Annotated in this window: 24 protein-coding genes; 16 read left to right on the top strand and 8 right to left on the bottom strand. The window is 68.2% G+C overall.

All coding sequences use genetic code 11. The annotated features are described in order from the left end of the window. Positions 1–77 precede the first annotated feature (77 nt). The 13 genes from cobT (at position 78) to pncB (ending at position 12,878) form a co-directional block, all read left to right on the top strand. On the top strand, positions 78–1,094 hold the full coding sequence (gene cobT / locus RT655_RS01145) for a nicotinate-nucleotide--dimethylbenzimidazole phosphoribosyltransferase (protein WP_313534546.1): 1,017 nt from the start codon (positions 78–80) through the stop codon (positions 1,092–1,094). Continuing rightward, complete coding sequence (locus tag RT655_RS01140; protein WP_313534545.1) at positions 1,091–1,657, top strand: histidine phosphatase family protein; 567 nt, start codon at positions 1,091–1,093, stop codon at positions 1,655–1,657. Before cobT ends, RT655_RS01140 begins: the two co-directional genes overlap by 4 nt. Then, the gene (locus tag RT655_RS01135; protein ID WP_313534544.1) at positions 1,654–2,376 is read left to right on the top strand and encodes an adenosylcobinamide-GDP ribazoletransferase; all 723 of its coding nucleotides are present in this window, start codon (positions 1,654–1,656) and stop codon (positions 2,374–2,376) included. Before RT655_RS01140 ends, RT655_RS01135 begins: the two co-directional genes overlap by 4 nt. Beyond that, a complete protein-coding gene (locus RT655_RS01130) occupies positions 2,373–3,350 on the top strand; it encodes an aminotransferase class I/II-fold pyridoxal phosphate-dependent enzyme (protein WP_313534542.1) in 978 nt (325 codons plus the stop codon). Before RT655_RS01135 ends, RT655_RS01130 begins: the two co-directional genes overlap by 4 nt. After that, entirely contained in the window at positions 3,343–4,275 is a 933-nt protein-coding gene (gene cbiB / locus RT655_RS01125) for an adenosylcobinamide-phosphate synthase CbiB (protein WP_313534541.1), read from the top strand. Before RT655_RS01130 ends, cbiB begins: the two co-directional genes overlap by 8 nt. Next, entirely contained in the window at positions 4,263–5,717 is a 1,455-nt protein-coding gene (locus RT655_RS01120; protein ID WP_313534539.1) for a cobyric acid synthase, read from the top strand. The genes cbiB and RT655_RS01120 overlap by 13 nt, the downstream gene beginning before the upstream one ends. Further along, positions 5,717–6,223, top strand: a complete 507-nt coding sequence (cobU, locus tag RT655_RS01115) for a bifunctional adenosylcobinamide kinase/adenosylcobinamide-phosphate guanylyltransferase (RefSeq protein WP_313534537.1) — start codon at positions 5,717–5,719, stop codon at positions 6,221–6,223. The genes RT655_RS01120 and cobU overlap by 1 nt, the downstream gene beginning before the upstream one ends. Positions 6,224–6,513: 290 nt before the next feature. Next, the gene (locus tag RT655_RS01110) at positions 6,514–6,966 is read left to right on the top strand and encodes a MarR family transcriptional regulator (RefSeq protein WP_313534536.1); all 453 of its coding nucleotides are present in this window, start codon (positions 6,514–6,516) and stop codon (positions 6,964–6,966) included. Beyond that, positions 6,963–9,008 carry an FUSC family protein gene (locus RT655_RS01105; protein ID WP_313534534.1) on the top strand — a complete coding sequence of 682 codons (2,046 nt, stop codon included), beginning with the start codon at positions 6,963–6,965 and terminating at the stop codon, positions 9,006–9,008. The genes RT655_RS01110 and RT655_RS01105 overlap by 4 nt, the downstream gene beginning before the upstream one ends. Next, the gene (locus RT655_RS01100; protein WP_313534532.1) at positions 9,005–9,220 is read left to right on the top strand and encodes a DUF1656 domain-containing protein; all 216 of its coding nucleotides are present in this window, start codon (positions 9,005–9,007) and stop codon (positions 9,218–9,220) included. The genes RT655_RS01105 and RT655_RS01100 overlap by 4 nt, the downstream gene beginning before the upstream one ends. Then, positions 9,217–10,164, top strand: coding sequence for an efflux RND transporter periplasmic adaptor subunit (locus RT655_RS01095; protein WP_313534530.1), 948 nt, complete (start codon positions 9,217–9,219; stop codon positions 10,162–10,164). Before RT655_RS01100 ends, RT655_RS01095 begins: the two co-directional genes overlap by 4 nt. Positions 10,165–10,166: 2 nt before the next feature. Beyond that, positions 10,167–11,564: an efflux transporter outer membrane subunit gene (locus RT655_RS01090; RefSeq protein ID WP_313534528.1), complete on the top strand. Its 1,398-nt coding sequence runs from the start codon at positions 10,167–10,169 to the stop codon at positions 11,562–11,564. 9 nt (positions 11,565–11,573) lie between these two features. Next, positions 11,574–12,878, top strand: a complete 1,305-nt coding sequence (gene pncB / locus RT655_RS01085; RefSeq protein WP_313534526.1) for a nicotinate phosphoribosyltransferase — start codon at positions 11,574–11,576, stop codon at positions 12,876–12,878. On the opposite strand, the gene RT655_RS01080 is transcribed toward pncB, so the two are convergent. The 3 genes from RT655_RS01080 to RT655_RS01070 form a co-directional block, all read right to left on the bottom strand. Next, a complete protein-coding gene (locus RT655_RS01080; protein ID WP_313534524.1) occupies positions 12,875–13,873 on the bottom strand; it encodes a DUF2332 family protein in 999 nt (332 codons plus the stop codon). The two genes, pncB and RT655_RS01080, sit on opposite strands and share 4 nt — an antisense overlap. Positions 13,874–14,022: 149 nt before the next feature. Beyond that, a complete protein-coding gene (locus RT655_RS01075; protein WP_313534522.1) occupies positions 14,023–15,882 on the bottom strand; it encodes a methyl-accepting chemotaxis protein in 1,860 nt (619 codons plus the stop codon). Positions 15,883–16,393: 511 nt separating this feature from the next. Then, positions 16,394–16,627, bottom strand: a complete 234-nt coding sequence (locus tag RT655_RS01070) for a hypothetical protein (protein ID WP_313534520.1) — start codon at positions 16,625–16,627, stop codon at positions 16,394–16,396. A 99-nt stretch (positions 16,628–16,726) separates the two neighbouring features. Here RT655_RS01070 and RT655_RS01065 point away from each other — a divergent pair, with 99 nt between their 5' ends. Further along, complete coding sequence (locus RT655_RS01065) at positions 16,727–17,881, top strand: aminotransferase (protein WP_313534518.1); 1,155 nt, start codon at positions 16,727–16,729, stop codon at positions 17,879–17,881. 4 nt (positions 17,882–17,885) lie between these two features. Here the strand turns inward: RT655_RS01065 and mtnA are convergent, their stop codons facing one another. From mtnA to RT655_RS01045, 4 genes are read right to left on the bottom strand one after another with little or no spacing between them, the layout of a single operon-like run. Further along, entirely contained in the window at positions 17,886–18,932 is a 1,047-nt protein-coding gene (gene mtnA / locus RT655_RS01060) for an S-methyl-5-thioribose-1-phosphate isomerase (protein WP_313534516.1), read from the bottom strand. Then, entirely contained in the window at positions 18,929–19,561 is a 633-nt protein-coding gene (gene mtnC, locus RT655_RS01055) for an acireductone synthase (protein ID WP_313534514.1), read from the bottom strand. The genes mtnA and mtnC overlap by 4 nt, the downstream gene beginning before the upstream one ends. A gap of 23 nt (positions 19,562–19,584) precedes the next feature. Next, complete coding sequence (locus tag RT655_RS01050) at positions 19,585–20,142, bottom strand: 1,2-dihydroxy-3-keto-5-methylthiopentene dioxygenase (protein WP_409530226.1); 558 nt, start codon at positions 20,140–20,142, stop codon at positions 19,585–19,587. Further along, a complete protein-coding gene (locus RT655_RS01045) occupies positions 20,130–20,756 on the bottom strand; it encodes a methylthioribulose 1-phosphate dehydratase (protein ID WP_313534511.1) in 627 nt (208 codons plus the stop codon). Before RT655_RS01045 ends, RT655_RS01050 begins: the two co-directional genes overlap by 13 nt. Positions 20,757–21,129: 373 nt before the next feature. On the opposite strand from RT655_RS01045, the gene RT655_RS01040 reads away from it, so the two are divergent. Next, complete coding sequence (locus RT655_RS01040; protein ID WP_409530225.1) at positions 21,130–21,738, top strand: murein L,D-transpeptidase catalytic domain family protein; 609 nt, start codon at positions 21,130–21,132, stop codon at positions 21,736–21,738. Between the two features lie 194 nt (positions 21,739–21,932). Beyond that, positions 21,933–23,984 carry an NAD(+) synthase gene (locus RT655_RS01035; RefSeq protein WP_313534509.1) on the top strand — a complete coding sequence of 684 codons (2,052 nt, stop codon included), beginning with the start codon at positions 21,933–21,935 and terminating at the stop codon, positions 23,982–23,984. Positions 23,985–23,990: 6 nt separating this feature from the next. Here the strand turns inward: RT655_RS01035 and RT655_RS01030 are convergent, their stop codons facing one another. Next, positions 23,991–25,592, bottom strand: a complete 1,602-nt coding sequence (locus RT655_RS01030; RefSeq protein ID WP_313534508.1) for an ATP-binding protein — start codon at positions 25,590–25,592, stop codon at positions 23,991–23,993. Positions 25,593–25,625 lie beyond the last annotated feature (33 nt).

The following is a 25,625-nucleotide window of genomic DNA, read 5'->3' as shown; positions in this document are numbered from 1 at the left end:
CCGGTCGATTGTCATTGCAGGAACGGGGCGACGGACGTGCACATCCATTCTTTCCTTCACAGCGGCGCCGTCGCGGCATGATCGATCTGTCGAGCATCGCCGCCTTTGATCGCGCGCTGGCATCGCTGCCCGCTCCGGACGCCGCGGCTACGGATGCGGCGCGCGAACGCCAGCAACAGCTCACCAAGCCGCCGGGCTCGCTCGGGCGGCTGGAGGAGCTCGCGATTCTTCTTGCTGGCTGGCAGGGCCGCGAGCGCCCCTCGATGGAGGCAGCGCGGGCGGTGATCTTCGCCGGCAACCACGGCGTCGCAGCGCAGGGTGTCAGCGCCTTCCCGGTGGAAGTGACCGCGCAGATGGTCGCCAACTTCGCCGCGGGCGGGGCCGCGATCAACGCGCTGACCAGCGCCATCGGGATGCGGCTCGACGTGGTGGCGCTAGACCTCGACCACCCCACATGCGACTTCACGACCGGCCCGGCGATGGACGAGGCCGAGTGCCTCGACGCGCTCCGGCAGGGCGCCGCGGTGGTTACCACTGATACCGACCTGCTGCTGCTCGGCGAGATGGGTATCGCCAACTCGACAGCGGCGGCGGCGCTCTGCCTCCGCAGCTTCGGGGGCACGCCCGCCGACTGGGCGGGTCCCGGCACCGGGCTCGACGCGCACGGCGTCGGTCACAAGAGCGCGGTGCTCGCCCGTGCGATCGAGGTCCATGCGGACGCGCCGCATACGCCGTTCGAGACGCTGCGGCGGCTTGGCGGCCGCGAACTTGCGGCGATCGCAGGCGCCGTCCTGGCCGCGCGGCATGCCGGGGTGCCGGTACTGCTCGACGGTTTCATCTGCTGCGCGTCGCTGGCGCCCCTGGCCGCGGCGGCGCCCGGCATCGTCGACCATTGCATCGCTGGTCATTGCTCTGCCGAGCCGGGCCATGCGCGGCTGCTGTCGCGGCTGGGGCTGGAGCCGCTGCTGCGGCTCGACATGCGGCTGGGCGAAGGCAGCGGCGCGGCGGTCGCGGCGGCTGTGCTGCGCTCGGCGCTGGCGGCGCATAGCGGCATGGCGACCTTTGCCGAAGCGGGCGTCGCCGGCGGCGCATGAGCGGCATCGTCCTCCACCTCCTGCGCCACGGTGTTACCGAGGCCGAGGGCCGGCTGATCGGCCGCACCGACGCGCAGCCATTGGCTGAAGGCGTGGCAGCGTGCGTTGCGCGAGCGGCGGGTCTGGCGGTGGATGCGGTGGTGACCTCGGATCTTGCCCGCAGTTTCGTACCCGCTCGGCTCATCGCTGCGGCCTTGTCGTGCGACGTTCGCGAAGACGCCCGCTGGCGTGAGCTCGATTTCGGCGCGTGGGACGGGCTTGGCTTCGACGCGATCGACGCCGAGGCCCTGGCCGCGTTCCAGGCCGATCCTGCTCGGCATATTCCCCCGCATGGCGAAGCCTGGCCCGCACTCCTCGCACGCGTCACCGAAGCGCTCGGCACGATCGATCGCTCGACGCTGGTCGTCACCCATGGCGGCGCGATGCGGGCGGCGCTCGCAACGCTATGCGCCATCGACTTCCCCCAACTCTGGAACATCGCCCTGCCCCATGCCGCGCTGCTGAGCCTGCGCGTCTGGCCCGGCACCCCGCGCGTCGGCCAGATCATCGGACTCGTGACATGAAAGAATTCATCCTCGCCCTCCAATTCCTGACGCGCTTGCCGCTGCCGGCGGTCAAGGCCGACGACGCGACGTTCGTCCGATCGATGCGCTGGTTCCCTGCGGCCGGATTGGTCGTGGGGCTGGCGCTGCTGGTCGGGCTGTGGCTGGGCAACCTGCTCGATCCCTGGACCGGCGCGCTGTTCGGGCTGGCCGCCTGGGTAGGCATAACCGGCGCGCTCCATCTCGATGGTCTCGCCGATCTCGCCGATGCGAGCGGTGCGCTGCACAAGGGGCGCGAGCGCCTGCGCGAGGTACTCGCCGACCCGCATGTCGGCAGCTTCGGCGTGGTCGCGATCGGGCTGCAGCTCGTCGCCAAGCTTGTGCTGCTCCATGTGCTGCTGGCGGGCCCCGGCTGGTGGACGATCCTGTTCGTACCCGCCGCCGCCCGCTTCGGGCCTCTGGTCTGGGCCCGGTGGCTGCCGCCGCTGCACGAGGGACTGGCCAGCCGCTTCCGCAGCGCCGTTCGCCCCGCCGACCTGATCGTCTGGCTGGTGCTGCTCGCCTTCGCCGCCGCGTTGGCCGCGCCTGCGCTGCTCGCCGCGCCGCTGCTGATCGCCGCCTGGGGCTGGCGCGTCCAGCGCTTGCTGGGCGGCATTTCCGGCGACGGACACGGCGCGGGCATCGAGCTGGTCGAGACCGGTCTTTTGCTGGCGCTGGCGATCGTGCCGCATCTGGGATGAGCGACCCGTTGCTCCACCATGGCGGCAACCTCGCCGCCGCGCGCGCGCGGTACGGCGATGGGCCCTGGCTCGACCTGTCGACCGGGATCAATCCGGTGCCGTGGGCGATACCCAGGGATCTTGACGTCACCCTGGGGCCGTTGCCCAATCCGTCACTGCTGGCCGATCTCGAAGCGGCGGCGGCAGCTCATTTCGGTGTGGTGCAAGACCATGTCTGCGCAGTCCCGGGCAGCGAGATGGGGCTCCGGCTGCTCGGCCCGCTGCTCGGCGGCCGCGCCTGCCACCAGGTGCCGGGCTATCGCACGCATGGCGCGGCGTTTGCCGATAGTATCCCGGTCTCCGCCGGGATGCCTGTGCCCGAAGATGCGGCACTGCTCCTCGCCAATCCAAACAATCCCTGCGGCACCCTGCGCGATCGGGCGACGCTCGAAGCGCTCGCGGCCGAGCGCACCGCCGCGGGCGGCTGGCTGATCGTCGACGAAGCTTTTGCCGATGCGCACCCGGAGGCGAGCATCGCGCCGCTCGTGGACGATAGTCGACGGCTGATCGTCTTCCGCTCGTTCGGCAAATTCTTCGGGCTGGCCGGTCTGCGGCTCGGCTTCGTCCTGGCGCCCCGCCCCATCCTCGCCCGCTACCGCACGCTGCTCGGCGACTGGCCGATCGACGCGACCGCGCTGGCGATCGCCAGCCGAGCCTATCGCGACCATGCGTGGATCGACGTGACGCGGGTTGCCTTGATCGCTCGCGCAACCGCCTTCGATCGCCAGTTGGCATCGCACGGCCTCGCGCCCGAAGGCGGATCGCCGCTGTTCCGGCTGGTGGCCCACCCCGATGCGAGCGCGCTTTTCGAGCAGCTGGCCCGGGCACGCATTCTCGTCCGGCCGTTCGACTATGCGCCGCATTGGCTGCGCTTCGGCGTTCCGGCTGACGCGGCGGCGCTGGACCGGCTCGAGCGGGCGCTCCGCGGTGGCTGAGCCGGTCGCGCTTGCCGCGCTGGCGCTGGAGGCTGCGGTCGGATGGCCGGCGTGGCTGTATGCTCGGATCGGCCACCCGGTCGGCGGCTTTGCACGGCTGGTGGCGACTTGCGAGCGCCCCTGGAACCGACTCGAAACGCCCGAGCGCCGACGGCGCCTGCTCGGCATCGCGACGGTGGCATTGCTGTTGCTGGTCGCGATCGGTGCCGGACTCGCGATTGAAACCGTGGCGGCGCATTCTTCCTTTGGCTGGCTGGTGCTCGTCATGGCTGCCTTTCCCGGCCTCGCCCAGCGCAGCCTGTACGTCCATGTCCGCCCCGTCGCGGCAGCCCTCGCCCGCGACGATCTTGCCGCAGCGCGGACCGCTGTCGGCTATATCGTGGGTCGCGACACCGCGCGGCTTGATGCCCCCGGCGTCGCGCGGGCCGCGATCGAGAGCCTCGCCGAGAGCTTCTGCGACGGCATCGTCGCGCCGCTGTTCTGGCTGCTCGTCGCCGGCCTGCCGGGCCTGTGGGCGTACAAGGCGATCAACACCGCCGACAGCCTGATCGGCCACTGCGAGCCACGCTGGCGCGCCTTTGGCTGGGCAGCGGCGCGCACCGACGATCTGGTCAACCTAATCCCGGCGCGCCTATCCGCCGTCTTGCTCTGCTTCGCGGGTGCCGGCGGCTGGCGAACCATATGGCGGGATGCCGGCAAGCATGCCTCCCCCAATGCGGGCTGGCCCGAAGCCGCCATGGCGGGCGCGCTTGATCTCCGCCTTGCCGGCCCGACCAGCTATGACGGGGTGACCCATATCAAGCCGTGGATCGGCAGGGGCCGCGCCCACGCTACCGCGGCGGATATCCATCGCGGCTTGCAGGTCTATGCCCGTGCCTGCCTGTTGCTGTGGCTGATCGCGGGAGGGATCGCATGGCTGCGCTGATGCTGCAGGGGACCGGATCGGATGTTGGCAAGTCGGTGCTGGTCGCCGGCCTGGGCCGCGCGCTGACCAACCGCGGCCTCCGCGTCCGCCCGTTCAAGCCGCAGAACATGTCGAACAACGCGGCGGTGACCGAGGATGGCGGCGAGATCGGCCGCGCGCAGGCGCTGCAGGCCATTGCCTGCCGGGTCGCGCCGCATACCGACATGAACCCGGTGCTGCTCAAGCCGCAGGCCGATCGCACCTCGCAATTGGTTGTGCACGGCAAGGTGCGCGGCACCCTCCACGCGGGCAACTACCGCGAGGCCCGCAAGCCGCTGCTCGGCGAGGTGCTGACCAGCTATCGCCGCCTCGCCGCCGGCTGCGACCTGGTGCTGGTGGAAGGCGCCGGCTCGCCCGCCGAGATCAACCTGCGCGCCGGCGACATCGCCAATATGGGCTTTGCTCGCGCTGCGCACGTGCCTGTGATCCTGGTCGGCGATATCGATCGTGGCGGAGTGATCGCAGCGGTGGTCGGCACGCGCGCGGTGCTCGATCCCGAGGACGCCTCGACGATCCGCGGCTTCATGATCAACAAGTTCCGCGGTGATCCTGCGTTGTTTTGTGACGGTTATGCAGCGATCGAGGAACGCTCGGGCTGGCGCGGCTACGGCCTGATCCCGTGGCTGCGCGACGCGTCCCGACTGCCGAGCGAAGACGCGGTAGTGCTCGAGCGCAACCCGACGTCGGAACGCGGACGCATGGTCATCGCCTGCCCAATGCTGCCGCGCATCGCCAATTTCGATGATCTCGATCCGCTCAAGCTCGAACCCGGCGTCACGCTGGCGATGATCCCGCCGGGCATGCCGCTGCCCGGCGATGCGGCGCTGGTGATCCTGCCCGGCTCCAAAGCGACGATCGCCGATCTCGCGGCCCTGCGCGAACAGGGCTGGGATATCGACTTGCTCGCCCACCACCGTCGCGGCGGCGCGGTGCTTGGCATCTGCGGCGGGTACCAGATGCTTGGTCGCACGATCACCGATCCGCACGGGATCGAAGGACCCGCGGGCAGCGCGCCCGGACTAGGCCTGCTCGACGTGGACACCGAACTGACCCGCGACAAGGCGTTGCGGCCCGCGCAGGGCACTGCCCTCGGCGCCGGGATATACGGATACGAAATGCACATGGGGGTTACCACGGGTCCGGACACGGCAACGCCGTTTGCCACGCTCGATACCGGGCTCGACGGTGCGATCGCGCCGGGTGGCCGCGTTCTCGGCACGTATCTCCACGGCCTGTTCGCCAGCACCGACCTGCGTCGAGCGTTGCTCGGACGGATCGGCATCACCTCGAACGGCATGGACTATGCCGGATCGGTCGACGCGGCGCTCGATGCCATTGCCGCCGAGCTCGAACGCCATGTCGACATCGCAGCGTTGATCGCACTTGCGCAGGAAGCACCTTGATGACCAGCCTGTTCGTCCTCGGCGGCGCCCGTTCGGGCAAGAGCCGCTATGCCCAGGCCCGCGCCGAGTCCCTCCCCGGCGACCTGCTCTTCCTTGCCACGGCGCAGGCGTTCGACGCGGAAATGGAGGAGCGTATCGCGCGCCATCGCGCGGATCGCGGTCCGCGCTGGTCCACGCTCGACGTGCCGCTCGACCTCCCCGCCGCGATCCTCGCCAACGCGACGCCGGGGCGGGTGCTGCTGGTCGACTGCCTCACGCTGTGGACGTCGAACCTGATGTTCGCCGACCGCGATCTCGATGCCGAGACGGAGGCAGTCGCCAACGCCGTTGCACAGGCGGGCGGGCCGGTGATCCTCGTCGCCAACGAAGTCGGCCTTGGTATCGTGCCGGACAATGCGCTCGCGCGCCGCTTTCGCGACGCCGCCGGGCGGATCAACCAGGCAGTCGCCGCCGCAGCCGTCGAAGTGCAGTTCCTCGCCGCGGGGCTGCCGCTGCGGCTCAAATAGCCGACGGCTGCAATATGCCTTCGGCGAGCGGCCCGCCGGCCTGCGCCACAAGAGCGCAGCCGCAGAACCCGATCCTGCGAGACAGCTAGGATCAGGCGCGCCCGCCCCGCCATGCGGCTGGGTGAGGCCCGTTGTAGCGACGCCGTATCGCGTATCCCGATACGCCAAGGCGCTCGCTACGCGCTGCATGCGGAGGAGAATGGCGCCACCGCTCGTCGCAGCTAAAAAACTTCCGGACGACGTCCTCAGGCGCTTGACCAATTTAGTTAGCGTCCTAACTAACGCCCCTCATGGCCGATCGGCAAACCTCTGAACGCGCGCTTGCGACGCGCATGAACCCCGTGTCGCGGGCATGGCAGCGGCTTGCCGATGCGGCGCTGTCCTCGCTCGACATCTCCAATTCCACCGGATGGGCACTCGTCTATCTCCAGCGGCTGGGGGAGAATACGCGGCAGGCGGATCTCGCACGTGCCGTCGGGGTCACCGAAGCGTCGCTGGTGCGCACCCTGCACGCGCTGGAGGATGCAGGTCTGGTCGAGCGCGTCGTCGACCCGCGCGATCGCCGCGCCAATACCCTGCGACTCACAAATTCTGGCGTTTCGCTTGCGTCACGGATCGACACGCGGCTCGCTGCGTTGCGCAGCGAGTTGCTTACCGGGGTGAGCGACGAAGCGCTGGAGACGACCTTGGCGGTACTCGATCATTTGGCGGTGCGCCTCGCCGAACGGCGACCGCAGCCATGACCGATCGCTGGGGAATCGACGCCGCGCTCTTCTCGCTGAAATCCTATGCGGCGGGCATGCTCGCCATCTATCTGGCGCTGTCGATCGGGCTCGACCGGCCCTATTGGTCGTTCCTCACCGCCTATATCGTCGCGCAGCCGCTGGCTGGCGCGGTGCTCTCCAAGGCATTGTTCCGCGTGATCGGCACGATCGTCGGCGCGGCCGCGGCGGTGGCGATGGTGCCGCCGCTGATCAACACCCCCGAGCTGCTGGTGCTCGCCATCTCGGGCTGGCTGGCGTTGTGCGTGTTCGTGTCGCTGCTCGACCGGACCCCGCGCTCGTACATGTTCGTGCTGGCGGGTTACTCCGCGGTGCTGATCGTGCTGCCCAGCGTCGATGCGCCGGGCACGATCTTCACCGTCGCCAGCCTGCGGGTGCAGGAGATCACCTTAGGCATCCTCTGCGGCAGCCTGGTGCACGGCGTGGTCTTCCCGCGCTCGGTGGCCGCCTTCCTGCTCACCCGCGTCTCGACCATCCTCAAGGATGCCGAGCGCTGGTCGCACGATTCGATTGCGCTGGAGCCGGTGGCGGGCGTCGACGCCGAACGCCGTCGCCTCGCCGCCGACATCACCGAGCTTCACCAGCTCTCGATCCACTTGCCCTACGAGACCGCGCGTACCGCACCGCGCGTGCGCACCGTCCGCGCGCTGCAGGACCAGCTTTCGTTGCTGATGCCCCTGGGCGCGGCGGTGGACGACCGGACCGTTCAGCTGCTTGCGCAAGGCGGGTTGCCGCAGGAGGTCGCCGCGCTGCTCGTCGACACTCAGGCATGGCTCAAGACGCTGGATCGCGACCGCGACGAACGCGCCGCCGATGCCGCGATTCTCGAAGCGCGGTGCGCCGCGCTTGAGCCCGAGGTGCATCCGGGCAGCTCGTGGCACGATCTGCTGGTGTTGAGCCTGCTGTCGCGGCTCGCCGCGCTGATCGGCGCGCACCGCGATTCGCGCGAGCTGGCCGAGCAGCTCGCCACCCTCGATCGCCGCCCCGTCAGCCCCCGCGTCGCCGCGCTGCTCGAAGGCCGTCGCGGCCGCGAATTGCATATCGACTGGATCGGGGCGGCGCGCGGCGCGCTCGGCGCGTTCCTCACGCTGGCGGTGGGCTCGGCGATCTGGATCGCCAGCGGCTGGTCGGACGGGTCGACCGCGGTGATGCTTGCGGGGGTGTTCCTCGCGCTGTTCGCCGCGGCACCCGATCCGTTGCTGCCGCTGCGCTCCTTCTTCTGGGGTACGCTGGTCGCGACGGTGCTGGGGGCGATCTACGGCTATGCGATCATGCCGCGGCTCGACGGGTTCGTGCAGCTTGCCGCGGCGATGGCGCCGCCGCTGCTGATCCTCGGCGCGATGATGCACTCCCCGAAATGGATGGGTCTCGCGCTGCCGACCCTGCTCGGCCTCGGCAGCCCGCTACTTATCTCGGCACGCTACACCAGCGCCTTCGCCAGCTTCGTCAACGGCGCGATCGCGCAGCTGATGGGCGTCGCCTTCGCGATCCTGATGGCGCGGCTGCTGCAATCGGCGGGCATCGAGCAGGCGATCCGGCGGACGCTGCGCGCCGGCTGGGCGGATATCGCCGAGCGCAGCAACCTGATGACCCCGCCGGATGTGCGCGGCTGGATCAACCGCATGCTCGATCGCATCGCCCTGCTGGCCCCGCGGCTGGCGCTGAGCGGCCGCTCGCCGGGCAAGCCGCTCTACGACGCGTTGCGCGACCTGCGGACCGGGGTCGCGATCGCGGAATTGCGTGCGCTTCGGCTCGACCTGCCCCCCGAGCGCGCGGCACCGCTCACCGACGTGCTGCGCGACGTCGGTGCCTATTATCGCCGCCTCGAACCCGAGGTGGAAAAGCCCGAGGATCCTGGCCTGCTCGCCCATATCGACACGGCACTCCATGCCATTGCGCAGGACGGCGACGCAGCTGTCCGCCGCGCCGGTGCGCTGGGCCTGCTGGCGCTGCGCCGCAACCTCTTCCCCAATGCGGATCCCATGCCGGAGGCCAGGCTGTGACCGGCGAAATCTCCATCGACGGCGTGTTCGTGCCGACGCTGCTGGTGCTCGGCGTGCTCGCCATGGTGATGACCATGGCGCTCTCCCGCTTGCTCAACGCCTTCGGCCTCTATCGCTTCGTCGCCTATCGGGCGCTGGTCGATCTGTGCCTCTTCATTCTCCTGCTCGGCCTGCTCGCCTGGGCCACCCCCTCGATCGGATTCCACCCATGAAACGCTACCTCCCCGCCATCGGCCGCAGCGCCGCGACGATCCTGATCGTGGTCGCCGCGGCTTTCGTCGCCCTGTGGTTGTGGCAGCATTATGCGCGCAGCCCCTGGACGCGCGACGGGCGCGTGCGCGCGGACGTGGTTCGGGTGACGCCGGACATCGCCGGGCTGGTGACCGCGGTGGCGGTGCATGACAACCAGCAGGTCAAGGCCGGCGACCTGCTCTTCGTGATCGACCAGCCTCGCTACTCCCTCGCGCTTGCCCAGGCCCGGGCCAGCGTCGAGAGCGCGCGTGCGACGCTCAACCAGGCGCAGCGCGAGGCGCGCCGCGATCTTGCGCTCGGCAATCTCGTCGCCGCCGAAACGCACGAGCAGAATGTCGCGCGGGTCGCCACCGCCCAAGCCGCACTCGCCCAGGCACTGACCTCGGTGCAAAGCGCCCAACTCAACGTCTCGCGGACCCAGGTGAAGGCGTCGGTCAACGGCACCGTCACCAATCTGGATCTGCACCCCGGCGACTATGTCGCGGCGGGCCAGCAGGCGATGGCGCTGGTCGATGCCGACAGCCTGCGCGTCGAAGGCTATTTCGAGGAAACCAAGCTGCCCAGCATCCGCATCGGTGCGCCGGTGACGGTGGAACTGATGGGGGAGCCCCGGCTGCTCCACGGCGTGGTCGAGAGCATCGCCGCGGGCATCAACGACACCACCCGCAGCAACGCCGGCAATTTGCTGCCGAACGTCGATCCGACCTTCACCTGGGTCCGTCTCGCCCAGCGCATTCCGGTGCGGGTGAAGCTCACCCAGCTGCCTGCTGATATCCGCCTGATCGCCGGCCGCACCGCGACGGTGACGATCCAGCCGGCCGCCATCGCGCAGCCGGCGCCGGTTCGTCCCGCACAGACGCCGACGCCGACGCCCACGGCCTCTGCAACTCCGAAGGCCCAGTGAGCATGCGCCGCCTCCCCCTGCTCGCCGCGCTCGCCTTGATCACCGGCTGCACCCGCGCCGGGCCGGACTATCACCCGCCCGTCGCCAGCCCCGCCACCGATCCCGCCGCCACGGGCAAGTTCCTTTCGGCGCAGGACAAGGCGTTCGCAGACGAACCGCTGCCCGCGCATTGGTGGCGGCTCTATGCCGATCCGCGGCTGGACACGCTTGTCGAGCAGGCGCTCGCGGCCAATGCCGACCTGCGCGCTGCCGACGCCAACCTTCGCCGCGCCGAGGCCGTGATCCGCCAGACGGAAGCGTCGCGGCAGCTGACGACCGACCTTTCGGGCGGCGGCACGCTGGGGCGTCCTTCCGGAACCGGGGCGACATTGCCCGGCACGCTAGGGTACGATCTCGGCATCGCTGTCGGCTACCCGTTGGATGTGCGCGGCAAGATCGCGCGGGCGATCGAAGCGAGCCTGGCCGACCGCGACGCCGTGGCCGCAGCGCGGGATGCGGTGCGGGTCAGCGTCGCGGCGGCCACCGCGCGCGCCTATGCCGATGTATGCGCCGCCAATTTTCGGCTGGCAGCAACCCAGCGCATCGTCGCGCTCCAGCGCCAGACCTTCGGGGCGACGCAGCGCCTGCAGCGCGCCGGCCGCGGCACCGCGTTCGACATCACCCGAGCCCAGGCCGCGGTGCAGACCAGCGAATCCAATCTGCCGATCTTCGCCGCCCAGCGCCGCGCCGGGCTCTACACGCTCGCGGCATTGCTGGGCCGCCCGGCCGCGGACTATCCCCGGGAGGTGGAAAGCTGTGCGGCACTCCCTGCCCTGCCCCGACCGATGCCGGTGGGCGACGGTGCGGCGATGCTGCGGCGGCGGCCGGACATCCGCCAGGCAGAGCGGGTGATCGCGGGCGACACTGCCCGGATCGGCGTCGCCACCGCGGATCTCTACCCGCAGATCAACCTCGGCGGTTCGGCCGGCCTCAGCGGCCCCCTGGACAAGCTGGGCAGCACCAGTTCGTTCGGCTTCAGCCTGGGCCCGCTGATTAGCTGGAGCTTCCCCAACCGCCCGGCCGTCCGCGCGCGGATCGATGCGGCGGGCGCGCAGGTCGATGCCGACGTCGCCCGCTTCGATTCTACCGTGCTCGGCGCGCTCCGCGATACCGAGACCGCGCTGGAGACCTATGCCCGCGATCGCGATCAGGCCGAAACGCTCCGCCAGGCGCGCAACAGCGCGGCGACGGCAGCGGACCAGGCCGGCCGGCTGTTCCGCTTCGGCCGCAGCGACTTCCTCGCGCTGCTCCAGGCGCAGAGCAGCCTTGCCCAGGCCGAGGCCAGCTATGCCACGGCGCAGGCGCGGCTGCCCGACGACCAGATCGCGATCTTTCTCGCGCTTGGCGGCGGCTGGGAATAAGAGCGCGCCATGACCTTCACCGATATCGCGAGCCGGACCTACAACCATAATTTCCGGCTCGACCCGATCGTCCGCAGCCTGCTCGATACCGATTTCTACAAGCTGTTGATGTTGCAGATGATCCGGCGCCTCCATCCGGAGACGCAGGTCACCTTCTCGCTGATTAATCGCACCAAGTCGGTGCGGCTGGCCGAGGTGATCGACAAGGCCGAGCTGCGCGCCCAGCTCGATCATGCCCGCACGCTGCGCTTCACCAAGAAGGAGCTGATCTGGCTGGCGGGCAACAGCTTTTACGGCAAGACCCAGATGTTCGCCCCGGACTTCATCGCCTGGCTCGCCGAGTTTCGCCTGCCCGACTATGAACTGGAACACCGCGACGGCCAGTTCGTGCTCCATTTCCACGGGCCCTGGACCCACACGACCATGTGGGAGATCCCGGCGCTGACCATCGTCAACGAACTCCGCTCACGTGCTGCGATGCGCGGGCGGGATCGGTTCGCCCTCGACGTGCTCTATGCGCGCGCCAAGGCCAAGCTGTGGGACAAGGTCGAGCGGCTGCGCACGCTGCCCGATCTCGTGCTGTCGGACTTCGGCACCCGCCGTCGCCATGGCTTCCTGTGGCAGCGCTGGTGCGTCGAGGCGCTCAAGGAGGGCCTGGGCCACCGCTTTATCGGCACCTCCAATGTGCTGCTCGCGATGGACGCGGACCTGGAAGCGATCGGCACCAATGCGCACGAGCTGCCGATGGTGGAAGCCGCGCTTTCGACCGATGACGCCAGCCTTGCCGACGCGCCCTATCGGGTGCTCGAGCAGTGGCGCGCCCATTATGGCGGCAACCTGCTGATCGCGCTGCCCGACGCATTCGGCACCAGCTCGTTCCTCGCCCGCGCGCCCGATTGGGTCGGCGACTGGACTGGCTTTCGCCCGGACAGCGCGCCGCCGATCGCGGGCGGCGAGGAGATCATCCGCTGGTGGCAGGAACATGGCCGCGACCCGCGCGAGAAACTGCTGATCTTTTCCGACGGCATGGACGTGGAGTCGATCGAGGCGACCTATCGTCACTTCAACGGTCGGGTCCGGATGAGCTTCGGCTGGGGCACCAACCTCACCAACGATTTCCGCGGCTGCGATCCCGATGGCTCGGCCGGGCTGGAGCCGATCTCGCTGGTCTGCAAGGTGGTAGCAGCGAACGGCCGGCCGGCGGTCAAGCTGTCGGACAATCCGGCCAAGGCGACCGGCGAACCCGCCGAGATCGAGCGCTACCTGCGGGTGTTCGGCAGCAAGGGCCGCACCGAGCAGGCGGTGCAGGTCTAGCCCCGCCAGTCGACCGTGTTGCCATAAGGATGGCACGTCGCAAGCACGCGGCGTTCCTCCCCGCCGGGGAACCAGCTGAGCGACAGCCGCACTTCGCTGCGCGTTTCGGTCCATTCGAAGCCGACCCAGGCGAGCGGACGCTCTGCGGTGGCGTACTGGCCCGCGTCGCGGATCATCGCGACCACCGCGGCGCGGTCGCGCGGCGGCAGATATTGCAGCACCATCGAGTGCATCACGACGCGGCAGACGCCCGCTGCCTGCGGTTCGGCGAGCTGGCGGGCCAGCCATTCGGAGGCGTCGCCCTTCTCGATTTCCGGCGGGTGCCGCCGCGCCATGCCGAGCGCCTCTTCCAGCCGATGCAGCCGCGCCGGCTGATCGGCGAAGATATAGGCCATCAGTCGCTCGCACGTCGCCGGATCGGCGGCGCTGAGCGGGTTGAGGTCGACACCGCGGGCCGAGACAACTTCCAGCGGCGCAGGCTGGGGCGCGGGGCCGTGCCAGTCGGGCGCGACCTGCACCGGGGAGTGGCGGTCCCCGGTCAGCGCGCCACCGAGGTCGAACCCGTATCGGTCGAGATTGAGGTTGAGACCGCAACTCGAACCGATTTCCAGCAGCTCGAACGGCAGCCCAAAGCGGCGGCGCACCTGCATCAGCGCGGCGACGATTGCGCCCGAACGCCCGACTTCGTTGGTCTGCGGAGTACGACGGAGGAAGCCGGCGATCAGATCGTCCTCGGCAGCCAGTGCCTCGCCGATCACACCGTCAAAATCGTCATGCTCGCGGCGATAGAGCTCGGCCAATGCCGGGGGATTGCCGCGGCGGGCGAGGAAATGCAGCGCCGCGTTGAACCGCATCGCAAGGGCGGCAGAGGCGGGATCGCCCTCCCAGTGCAAAATCAGCGCCTCGCTGTGCGGGCCCCGCCCCAGCTGGCGCAAGCCCGCCGCCAGCACCGCGCCGATGAAGGGCGAGCCGAGCTCGGTGGCGACCCGTGCCATGCGAGCGATCTCCGCAATACCCGTCCGGGGAGCGATCATGTTCATTACCATTTCCCGGGCAGAAGCCGCGTCGGATCTTGTCGCCGGGGGCCGCCCGATTCGCAATCGGATCGAACGGCCATGCCGGGGTCTTCAAATGCTTCCGGCGATCAGAAGCTCTGCCAGTCGTCGTCCGCGCCGTTGCTGCGAACGAGGGCCGAGACGGCGGCCGCAGGGAGCGGCTTGACGCTGCCGCCGTTGAAGCGGCTGGGAGCAACCCGCGAGGTCGGCATCGGCGCGCCGCCGCCATGGCCGACCTTGAAGCGGCTGGCCTGTTCGGAAAGCACGCTCACTTCGCTCGCCAGGTTGCGCGCGGCCGCCGAGGTCTCCTCCACCATCGCTGCGTTCTGCTGGGTCGAATGGTCCATCTCGCCGAGCGCGGCGCTGATCTCGGTGACGGCGCTCGACTGCGCATGATTGTCCGAGGCCATGTTGCCAAGCAGCTGGTGGACTTCGCCCACGCCGCTCGAGATGTCGGCCAGCGCACCATCGACGCGCTGCACCGCCTGCACTGCGGTGACGATGTCGCTCTGCGTCGCGGTCAGCTGGTCGCGGGCGCGGCCGGCTTCCTCTTCGGCGCGCATCGCCAGGGCGGAGACGAGGTCGGCGACGACGGCGAAGCCGCGGCCCGCTTCGCCTGCCCGGCCGGCTTCGACCGCGGCGTTCATCGCGAGAACGCGCGTCTGGAAGGCGATCTTGTCGAGGCCCTCGATGACGCTGTCGATGCCCTTGGCGCTGTCCGACACGCGGGTCATCGCCTGCACCGCTTCGTCGGCGGTGCTGCGGCCGTTGTCGACCGTCGACATCGTGCCGTCGGCGCGCTCCACGGTGCGGCCGGCGGCGGCAGCGGTGGCCTTGAGGCGCTGGTCCATCTGGGTGACGGCGGCGGCAGTCTCTTCCAGGCTGGCGGCATTGGCTTCGGTGCGGCGGGCGAGGTCCTCGCTGGCCTGGGCGATCTCGTTCGAGCCGGTGCGGATCGACGCGGTCGCCTCGATCACCGACGCGATCAGCTCGCGCAGGCTCGACAACGCGTTGTTGAAGTTGGTCTTGACGGCGCTGTACTCGCCCGGGAACTCGGTGTTGATCTGCGCGGTCAGATTGCCCTGCGCCAGTTCGGCGAGATGCGACGAAACGGTTTCGACGACCATCTTCTGCGTCGCTTCGGCCTTGGCGCTGGCCTCGTCCGAGGCTTCCTTCGCAAGCGCGGCGTCACGGAACACGAGCACGGCGCGCGCCATGTCGCCAAGTTCGTCCCCGCGTGCGGTGGCGGGCACCTCGACATGGTTCCGGCCCGCGGCGAGGTCCGCCATGGTGCGGGTCAGCTGGCTGATCGGACGGGCGATGATGCTGCTGAGCATGACGGCGAGGCCGATGGCGATGCCGATCAGCGCGATCGCGCCGGTGATCAGCACGGTGGTCGCAGTGGCGATAGCGCCTTCCTGACGCGCGCCGTTTTTCTCGATCGCCTCGGCCTGCGCATCCTTGATCGCGCGCAGCGGCAGCACGGCGGCGGAGACCAGGACTGCCTTGCCCGCGCTGCGGGTTTCGGCCTGGGCCTCTTCGCGCTTGCCGGCTTTGACCTGAGCGATCAGGCGGTCGCCCCATTTCTCGCGCCACGACAGCGTCTCGGTGCGCGACTTGCGCAGCGCTTCGAGCAGCGCCGGGTCGGTCAGCAGCTTCTCGAGTTCGGCCGACGTCTCGTCATATTCGCTGCGACCCTCGTCGTACGACTTCAGGTACGTCGGGTCGGCTGTGACGAGGAAGCCGCGCAGCTGGCTGTTCTGGCGCAGCAGCGCCGTTTCCAGCGTCAGCGTTTTCGAATGGATCTGCTGGCTGAGATTGTTCTGATCGGTGACCGAACGGATCATCGAAATGTTCATGAAGAACACGATCATCACGATCGCTGCCGATGCGCAGATCAGCAGAAACGAAAGTGCGAGCTTCCTCGGAATTTTCATCGATGCAATCATTTCTGGTCTTTCCGATAGTTTTTGGCGCGCCCGAACATGCTGTTGTCGATCGCGACCTGCGCTAGGGCCGAGTCGATCGCCGAAAAGGAGAGGTTAGGGATGGTCACGCGCGGTCGGCGCTTGGCGGCGACGCCGGCACAGGTGCGGCTGCCGCGGTGCTCGCGGCTCCAGCAAAGGCTAAAAATCGAACCCGCACGCGCATTCCCAATCCCGTTCCCGGTCTGTGGTTTACCGCATTATAGGAACGATCTCTTACCGATCGGTCACCGGCGCATAAACAATGCCGGTAGAAGCGCGTAGGGCATCGCGAGAAACCTCGGCGCCTGGCGTGCGAGAAGCGATGTATCGGATCCGCGGCATCGGATAGACCGTGATCGCGCGGCGGTCGCTACGGTATAGTACGCGTACCGCATATTGCATGCGGGGTTCGCCGATGGTGCATGGCGAGGGTGCGGCGGTGGCGCGACGGATCGCCGCGCGCTGCCTGCCACACCCATCGCGCTGACGAACGTTACTTGCGGTCCTTGCGACCGCCCTTCCAGTACAGGAGCCCGGCGACGATTGCCGCCGAACCGACGCCGATCGCCGCACCCATGCCGATCTGGCGTGAACTGGGCATTCGGCGCTTGGCTGCTTCCGCCATTTCCTTGGCCGCGGCGAGCGCCTCCCCTTCCCCGGCATGCGGTGCTTCGGCCTTGGGGTAGGGCGACTGCGATTCGGCGGGCACGGGCGGGTTCTTGCTCATCATCTTCCTTCGACACACGCGGTGATCAACCGCCTTCTTCATGCGGCGGTTCCGCCCCGGCTTGCAAGGCGCAACCGCACTCCGCCATAGCGGCACGCGATGAACCCGATCTATTCCTCGATGGGCACCACCATCTTCGAAGCCATGTCCGCCCGCGCCCGGGCGAACGATGCGATCAATCTCGGCCAGGGCTTTGCCGACGGTCGCGGGCCCGAGGCGGTGCTGAAGGCCGCCGCGCGCGCGGTGCTGGAGAAATCGAACCAATATCCGCCGATGGCCGGGCTGCCCGAACTGCGCCAGGCGGTGGCAGACCATTACACGCGTCATCAGGGACTCAATCTTGCGGCGGAGGAAGTGATCGTCACCTCCGGCGCGACCGAGGCGCTCGCCGCCGCCCTTTTCGCGCTGATCGAGCCCGGCGACGAAGTGCTGTGCTTCCAGCCGCTCTACGATGCCTATGTCCCGCTGATCCGGCGCGCCGGCGGCGTGCCGCGCTTTGTCCGCCTCAGCCCGCCCGAATGGCGGATCGAGCGCGCTGCACTGGAAGCGGTGGTAACCGCGAAAACCCGGCTGATCCTGCTCAACAACCCGCTCAATCCCGCGGCGACGATGACCAGAGCCGACGACCTGGCGATGCTCGCCGATTTCTGCGTCGTGCACGATCTGACCGCGATCTGCGACGAAGTGTGGGAACATGTCACTTTCGACGGCGCCCGCCATCTGCCGCTGCTAGGCTTTCCCGGCATGCGCGAGCGAACGGTGAAGATCGGCAGCGCGGGCAAGATCTTCGCGCTCACCGGGTTCAAGGTCGGCTGGCTGTGCGCCGCCCCTGCCCTCGCCCGGGTGGCGGCCAAGGCACACCAATTCCTCACCTTCACCACCCCGCCCAACCTGCAATGGGCGGTCGCCGAGGGGTTGGCGACCCAGGACGGCTGGGTGCAGGACGCCCGCACGCGCTTCCAGGCCGGGCGCGACCGGCTCGCCAAGGGGCTGCGCGACGCCGGGTTCACGGTGCTGCCAAGCGCGGCGACCTATTTCCTCTCGGTCGACCTTGCCGCCTCGGGACTGGCGATGGACGACGTTACCTTCAGCGAACGACTGGTCGACGAGGCCAAGGTCGCGACGATCCCCGTATCTGCCTTCTACGCCGAAGATCCGGTAACCAGCGTGGTCCGCTTTTGCTTCGTCAAGGAAGACGCGGTGCTGGACGCGGCGGTGGAGCGGGTGACGGCGTGGCGCGCGGCGCTGTCCTGACGTTTCAGATCCGGTCGAGCACCCCGCGCTCGGTGATGTAGCCCGTCACCAGTCGCGCCGGGGTGACGTCGAACGCGGGATTGAGCGCCGGGGAGTCCGTCACGCGGATGGTCGTGATCTCGTCGCGCTGGTCCGGACCCGTAAGCCGTGTGATCTCCTCGGACGCGCGCGCCTCGATCGGGATGTCGGCGCCGCTCGCGGTCGCCGGGTCGAAGGTCGTGTAGGGCAGCGCCACATAGAAGGGCACGCCAGTGTCGTGCGCGGCTAGCGCCTTCAGATAGGTGCCTATCTTGTTGCAGACATCGCCATTGGCGGTGACCCGATCGGTGCCGACGATCACCGCATCGACCTGCCCCTGCATCATCAGCAGGCCGCCGGCATTGTCGGCGATCACCGTGTGCGGCACCCCGTGGTTGCGCAGCTCGAAGGCGGTGAGCAGCGCGCCCTGGTTGCGCGGGCGGGTCTCGTCGACCCAGACATGCACCGGGATGCCGGCATCGTGCGCAAGATAGATCGGTGCGGTCGCGGTGCCATAGTCCACCGTCGCCAGCCACCCGGCATTGCAATGGGTGAGAAGGTTGAGCGGCCGGTCCGGATTCCTGGCGTGCAATCCGCGCAATAGGTCCAGGCCATGCTCGCCGATCGCGCGGCAGAGCGCGGCATCCTCGTCGCAGATCGCGTCGGCACGCGCAAAGGCAGCCGCGGCACGCTCGGCTTGCGGCAGCCCCACCACTGCTGCTCGGACCTGATCCAGCGCCCAGCGCAGGTTGATCGCGGTGGGCCGCGTCTCGACCAGCGTTTCATAGGCGGCCGCCAGCCCGGCATCGCTGGCATCCACCGCCAGCGCCATGGCGAGTCCATAGGCCGCCGTCGCACCGATCATCGGCGCGCCGCGCGTCCACATCTCGCGGATCGCCACGGCCGCCGCGTCGAGGTCGCGCAGTTCGACCCACCGGATTTCCCAGGGGAGCTGGCGTTGGTCGAGGATACGGATCCCCTTACCGTCATCGGTGCGGGCGATGGACCGGGTGTGCTTGCCTTCGAGGATCACAGGCGTATCTCCGCGAGCGAGTGAATGTCGGCGGGGCCGCCGGCGCGATCGATCAGCAACGCGCCCAGCCCCGCCGCACGCGCCGCATCGACCTCGGGCTGCATATCGGACACGAACAGAATTTCATTTGCTGCGCAACCGGTTGCTGCCGCGATTTTCGTATAACTCTCAGCGTCGCGCTTCGGCCCGGTCGTTGTATCGAAATAGCCGGAGAGCATCGGAGTCAGGTCCCCGGCGACCGAATGGCCGAAGATCAGCTTCTGCGCGGCGATCGACCCCGAGGAATAGATGTAGATGTCCACCCCGGCGGTATACCAGCGGTGCAGCGCCTCAGGGGTGTCGGGATAGACATGGCCCCGCAGCGTGCCGTCGGCATAGCCCCGCGCCCAGATCAGCCCCTGCAGCGTCTTGAGCGGGGTCGCCTTGCGATCCTCGGCGATCCAGTCGAGCAGCGTTGCCACCTTGTCCTCGCCTGGCACCTCGGCCAAGATTGGGGCGACCTCTTCAGAATGCGCCTCGACGTAGCGTGCCAAATGCATGGCAGCGTACGGAAAAAGTACCTCCGCCACGAAGGCGATGCTGCTCGTGGTCCCCTCGATATCGAGCAGGACGGCCTTGGTCTGGGTCATGGAGATACTCGCTGCGCCGCGCGTCAGGCGACGATGGGCTCGTGGCGCGGGAAACGATCAGCGATCGCGTCGCCGGTAAACTGGGCAATCCAGCCATCGGGGTTGGAAAACAGGCGGATCGCGGTGAAGCGCGGGCTCGGCCCCATATCGAACCAGTGGGGCGTCCCCGCAGGCACCGAGATCAAATCGCCCTCCGTGCAGAGAACCGCATAGACGCGATCGTTCAGATGCAGTGTAAAGAGTCCCTCGCCCTCGACGAAGAAGCGCACCTCGTCCTCGGCATGGCGATGCTCGGACAGAAACTTCGTGCGAAGCATATCCTTTTCGGGATGGTCGGGCACCATCCGGATCACGTCGACCGAGCGGTATCCGCGCTCCCCCTTCAACCGCTCGACTTCCGGCGCAAAGGCGGTGAGTACCGCCTCCTCCCCCGCATCGGCCGCAATCGCACGCGAGGGCCAGCGCTCGAAGCGCACACCGCGGATCGCCAGTTCCTCGGCGATGGTCGCCGGATCCTCGGTGTCGAGCAGCGGTGCCGCATCGGTTTCGGAGAAAATGCGAAGTCGGCTCATCCTGCCCATGCCCGTCTGAAGCTGGCCTCGGCGAGCTCGGCGGCGATCATCCATTCTGTCGCCTCCAGCACGCGTTCGGCCTCGTCCACGTCCCTGCCCCAGGCATAGAGCCCATGGCTGCGAATGAGATACGCGGGAATCGCGCCTGGCGCCAGCAGCGCGGGACGGATCGCTGCCTCGATCACCGCCATGTCCTGGCTGTTTTCGACGATCGGCAGCCGAACCTCGGCCTCGTGGGTTGCGTGACCGGGATAGGCCTTGAGCATTTCGTGCCCCGACAACGTGATGCCGTCCGCATCGGTCGCCCGGCTCAACCCCACCGCTTGGGGCGAGTGCCCGTGCAGGACCGCGCCCGCCTGCGGGAACAGCCGGTAGATGGCCAGATGCAGGTCGGTCTCGGCCGAGGGCTTGCCGGGCGTAAGCGGCTGGCCATCCAGATCCACCCGCATGATCCCGTCGCTGGTCAGCCGCCCCTTGTGGCGGCCCGACACGGTCAGCGCGATGCTGCCATCGTCCAGCCGGACCGAGTAGTTGCCCGAGGTTGCCGGTGCCCAGCCACGCGCGTCGAGCCGCCTGCCGGCCTCGATCAGCGCCGCGACGGCCTGTTCATGGGACATGGTCATGCCGCGCCTCTAGCGCGTCGCCCAAGCCAGGCGACACAGAAATTTTCGTTCCCGGAAGAGATCAACGATGCCAATGGGATGCGGCGCGAATCGGCAAGACGTGAATGCTCGCCGTCCCGAAACGGCATGTCGGCTCGGTGAACCGGGCGGCAGGTGCGCCGAAATGCGCCACATACGGGCATAACCGGGACCATCATTAACGATGCTTCTGCTATAAGGTTTCCGGGGCATGACAGAAATTTGCGGGCGCAGAACAAAGATCATGGATTCGAACGCTTCGGTACAAACACGTCGAGCTTTGCTCAAATCGGCGCTGGTAATGGCAAGTGGCGCAGCGGTTTCGGCCTGTGCCTCGCGCACCATCGGAACGACGATGGCGGCCGCCGCACCGGCACCACGCCTCCAGCCGGCGCCGGTTTCTTCGCTGCATCCGGCACCGAAGGTCGCGGCCCAGGCGCGGATTGTTCCCGCCGGCATCCGGCCCGACCTGTTCAAGCGTGCGACTGCGGCGCTCGACCGGCATTCAATGCACGTCGACACGCATGACCGGATCGCGATCGCGGACTTTTCGCTGCCGTCGTCGCAGCCGCGCTTCTTCCTGGTCAATATGGGTACCGGCGAAGTCGAGCCGCTGCTGGTGGCGCACGGTATCGGGTCCGATCCGGGCCACACGGGCGTGCTCCAGCGCTTCTCCAACCAGATCAATTCCGAGGCGACCTGCGAAGGCGCGTTCCTCACCGCCGATTATTATGTCGGCAAGCATGGGGACTCGCAGCGGCTGATCGGGCTCGACCCGACCAACGACAATGCGATGGCGCGCGCGATTGTGGTCCACTCGGCCTGGTATGCGAACCCGGACATGGTCTCGAAGCATGGCAAGCTCGGCCGCAGCCAGGGCTGCTTCGCGGTCGGCGAGCGGCAGCTGGCCAAGGTGTTCGAGCGGTTGGGCCCCGGCCGCCTGATCTACGCGACCAAGGCGTAAGCGGAAACGCGTCTAAGCCCCTCCTCCTGGGAGGAGGGGTTTGGGGGTGGAGGGATTCCAAGAACAGACGTAAGTCTCGGTGAGACACCGCCCCACCCCAACCCCTCCCCTGAAGGGGGGGGCTATACCCTCCTTCGGATACATCCCGCCCCCGTGGGGTTGGCAGGCCATGGTCCCCGACATAGGAGACAGGCATGGCCGATCCGCATCCGTTCTTTGCACTCCACCGTCACGGCATGATCCGCGCGGGCGTCTGCACGCCCGTCGGTACGGTGGCCGATCCCGCCGCCAACGCCCGCGCGACCATCGCCTTGGCGCAGCAGGGGGACGCAGCGGGCGCGGACATCCTCGTCTTTCCCGAACTCAACGTCACCAGCTATGCGATCGACGACCTGCATTTGCAGGATGCGATCCTTGCCGCCACCCAGGCGGGTATCGCTGCGATCGTCGCGGCAAGCCGCACCCTGAAGCCGGTATTGCTGATCGGCGCTGCTCTCGTGCGCAACGGCCGGCTCTATAATTGCGCGGTGGCCATCGCACGCGGGCGCATCCTCGGCGTAGTGCCCAAGACCTATCTGCCCAACTACCGCGAATATTACGAGAAGCGCTGGTTCGCCTCGGGCTCGGGGCTGCGCGACCTGGACATCACGGTCGCCGGCCAGACCGTGCCGTTCGGCCCCGACCTGCTGTTCGCGGCGGAGGACCTGGCCGACTTCGTCTTCCATATCGAGATCTGCGAGGATTACTGGGCGCCGCAGCCCCCCTCCATCGAGGGCGCGATGGCGGGTGCGCTGGTGCTGTGCAACCTCTCGGCTTCGAACATCGTGATCGGCAAGGGGCGCGAGCGCGAGCTGCTCTGCGCGTCGCAGAGTTCGCGGACGATCTCGGCCTATCTCTATTCGGCCTCAGGCCCGGGCGAGAGCACCACCGATCTCGCCTGGGACGGCCAGGGACTGATCTACGAATTCGGCGAGAAGCTCGCCGCCTCGCAGCGCTTCGAGCTCAGTGATGCGATCACCTATGCCGATCTAGACCTCGAGCGGCTTCGGCTCGAGCGGATGCGCGACGGCACGTTCAACGACAATGCCCGCAACGCCGGCATGCCCGAAACGCGATTCCGCCGCATCGGCTTCGCGCACCAGCCCGATTTCGCCGATCGCGGGTTGCGCCGGCCCACGCGCCGCTTCCCCTTTGTGCCCAACACCCCCGCGGCGCTGGAGGAGGATTGCTACGAGGCGTTCAACATCCAGGTGGAAGGCCTGCGCCAGCGGATTGCGTCGACCAGGGGCAAGACGCTGGTGATCGGCATTTCGGGCGGCCTCGATTCCACCCATGCGCTGATCGTTGCCGCCAAGGCGATGGACCGGCTCGGCCGCCCGCGCACCGACATCCTCGGCTATACCATGCCCGGTTTCGCGACGAGCGACGGCACCAAGTCCAACGCCTGGGCGCTGATGCGCGCGATCGGCATCACCGCGGCGGAGATCGACATCCGCCCCGCCGCACGCCAGATGCTCGCGGATCTCGGTCATCCCTTCGCGCAGGGCGAGCCGGTCTATGATGTCACGTTCGAGAACGTCCAGGCGGGTCTGCGCACCGATTATCTGTTCCGCCTCGCCAACCACCATAGCGGTTTCGTCATCGGCACCGGCGACCTTTCGGAGCTGGCGCTGGGCTGGTCGACCTATGGCGTCGGCGACCAGATGAGCCATTACGGCGTCAATGCCGGCGTGCCCAAGACGCTGATCCAGTACCTCATCCGGTGGAGCGCCGAGAGCGGCCAGTTCGACGGCGAGGCGGCCACCGTGTTGCTCTCGATCCTCGATACCGAAATCTCTCCCGAACTCGTCCCCGCTGATGCCGACGGCAAGATGCAGAGCACGCAGGACCGGATCGGCCCCTACGAGCTACACGATTTCTTCCTGCACCATATCGCGCGCTTCGGGCTCAGGCCGTCCAAGGTGGCGTTCCTGGCCTGGCATGCCTGGAAGGACGCGGAAGCAGGCCTTTGGCCGATCGGCTTCCCGGCGGAAGGCCGTAACAGCTACGACCTGGCGACGATCGCCAAGTGGCTGGAAACCTTCCTCTTCCGCTTCTTCCAGACCAGCCAGTTCAAGCGATCGGCGCTGCCCAACGGCCCGAAGGTCTCGGGCGCCGCCGCGCTCAGTCCGCGCGGTGACTGGCGTGCGCCATCGGACAGCGTCGCGAACGCCTGGATCAAGGAACTGCGCGCCGCCCTGCCCTGAACCGCCTCAGCCGCGGGCAACCGCGCGGATCTTGCGCAGCAGTTCGTGTGAATCGAACGGCTTGCGCAGGATGGTGACATTGGGCGAGGCGATCGCGTCGAGCTTGTTCGAGTCCGCAAAGCCAGTGATCAGGATCACCGGCAGCTCCGGGTCCATCGCCGCCACCTGCGCGGCGACCTCGCTGCCGCTCAGTTCGGGCATCGCGAAATCGACTACGAGCGCGCCGAAGCTACGGCCCTGCACCAGCGCCACCCCGGCGGCGCCGTCGGCCGCCTCTTCCACCACCGCACCCGCCGAGCGCAGCATTTCGGCAAGCGAGGCCCGGACATGCGCATCGTCATCGACCAGCGCAATCGTCGTGCCGGTCAGGCTGATCCGTTCGTCGCGGGCGGAATCATCGGGCACGTCACGGCGCGGCTCGACGGTGGCGAGCGGCAGGAACAGCGTTACGGTGGTGCCCTTCCCCGGCGCGCTGTCGATCTGGAGCGTGCCACCCGATTGGCGCAACACCCCGAACGCCATCGACAGCCCCATGCCGGTGCCCTTGCCGACACCCTTGGTGGAGAAGAACGGCTCGACCGCACGCGCCGCGACCTCGGGCGGCATGCCCATACCGGTATCGGTGACGCGCAGTGCGACAAAGTCGCCGGCGGGCACATCCGGCGCAACCTTGCCGCTGCACAGCTCGGCGGAAATCGTCAGTACGCCGCCTTCGGGCATCGCATCGCGCGCGTTGAAGGCAAGGTTGAGCACCGCCAGTTCGAGCTGCAGCGAATCGGTCTGGACGTTCCACACCGGATCGATCCGCTCGATGCGCACACGCCCCAGCGGCGCCACGGCACGCTCGACCAGCCCCGCCATGCCGCCGACCAGCTCCGCCAGCCGTACCGACTTCACGTCGAGCCGCTGCTTGCTCGAAAAGGCCAGCAATTGCCCGGTCAGCTGGCGGCCACGCTCGACCGCATCGAGCGCGCTCGACGTCCAGCGGATCACGCGATCGGCGTCGTCGGGCTTGCGCGCAATGAGTTCGAGGTTGCCGGCAATTGCCTGCAGCAGATTGTTGAAATCATGCGCAATGCCACCGGTCAGCTGCCCCACCGCCTCCAGCTTCTGCGCCTGCAGCAAGGCGGCCTCTACATTTTCGCGCTGGGCGACTTCGCTCTGCAGCTCGGCGAGCGCGGCGTCGCGCTGCTCCACCATCGCGGCGAGCTGGGCATTGGCTTCCTTGAGCTTTTCCGAGGAGGGGAGCTTGGTCAGCGTCGGCAGCAGCGGCCATAGCAGAATCGCGGTGGCCACCGACGCGAGCGCCGTCACCAGCTTGATCAGCGCCTCCAGCCCGTACAGCGGGCTGAACAGCGTCACCACCCCCATCACATGCGTCATGCCGCAGGCGAGGATGAAGAGCGCGAAGCACCAGAACACCCAGCCGAACGCCAGGTCCCGGCGGCTGCGCACCAGCGCTACCAATGCGATCGGTATCGAAAAATATGATAGCGCTATCAGCGCGTCAGCAATGATATGCGTCCACAGCAAAACCGGCTGCCACGACAGGCAATAGCCGTGGGGCGAGTAATTGCCGCTCCAAAAGGCTGCAACCAGGCTTTCCATCCATCCCCCTGCCATCGGCCGTCGCCGACAGAA

The sequence above is a fragment of the Sphingomonas sp. genome, from assembly GCF_032114135.1.
In the GTDB taxonomy this organism is placed as follows: Bacteria; Pseudomonadota; Alphaproteobacteria; order Sphingomonadales; family Sphingomonadaceae; genus Sphingomonas.
Note: the sequence above shows the minus strand (reverse complement) of the source record. Positions and strands in the feature narration are given on the sequence as shown.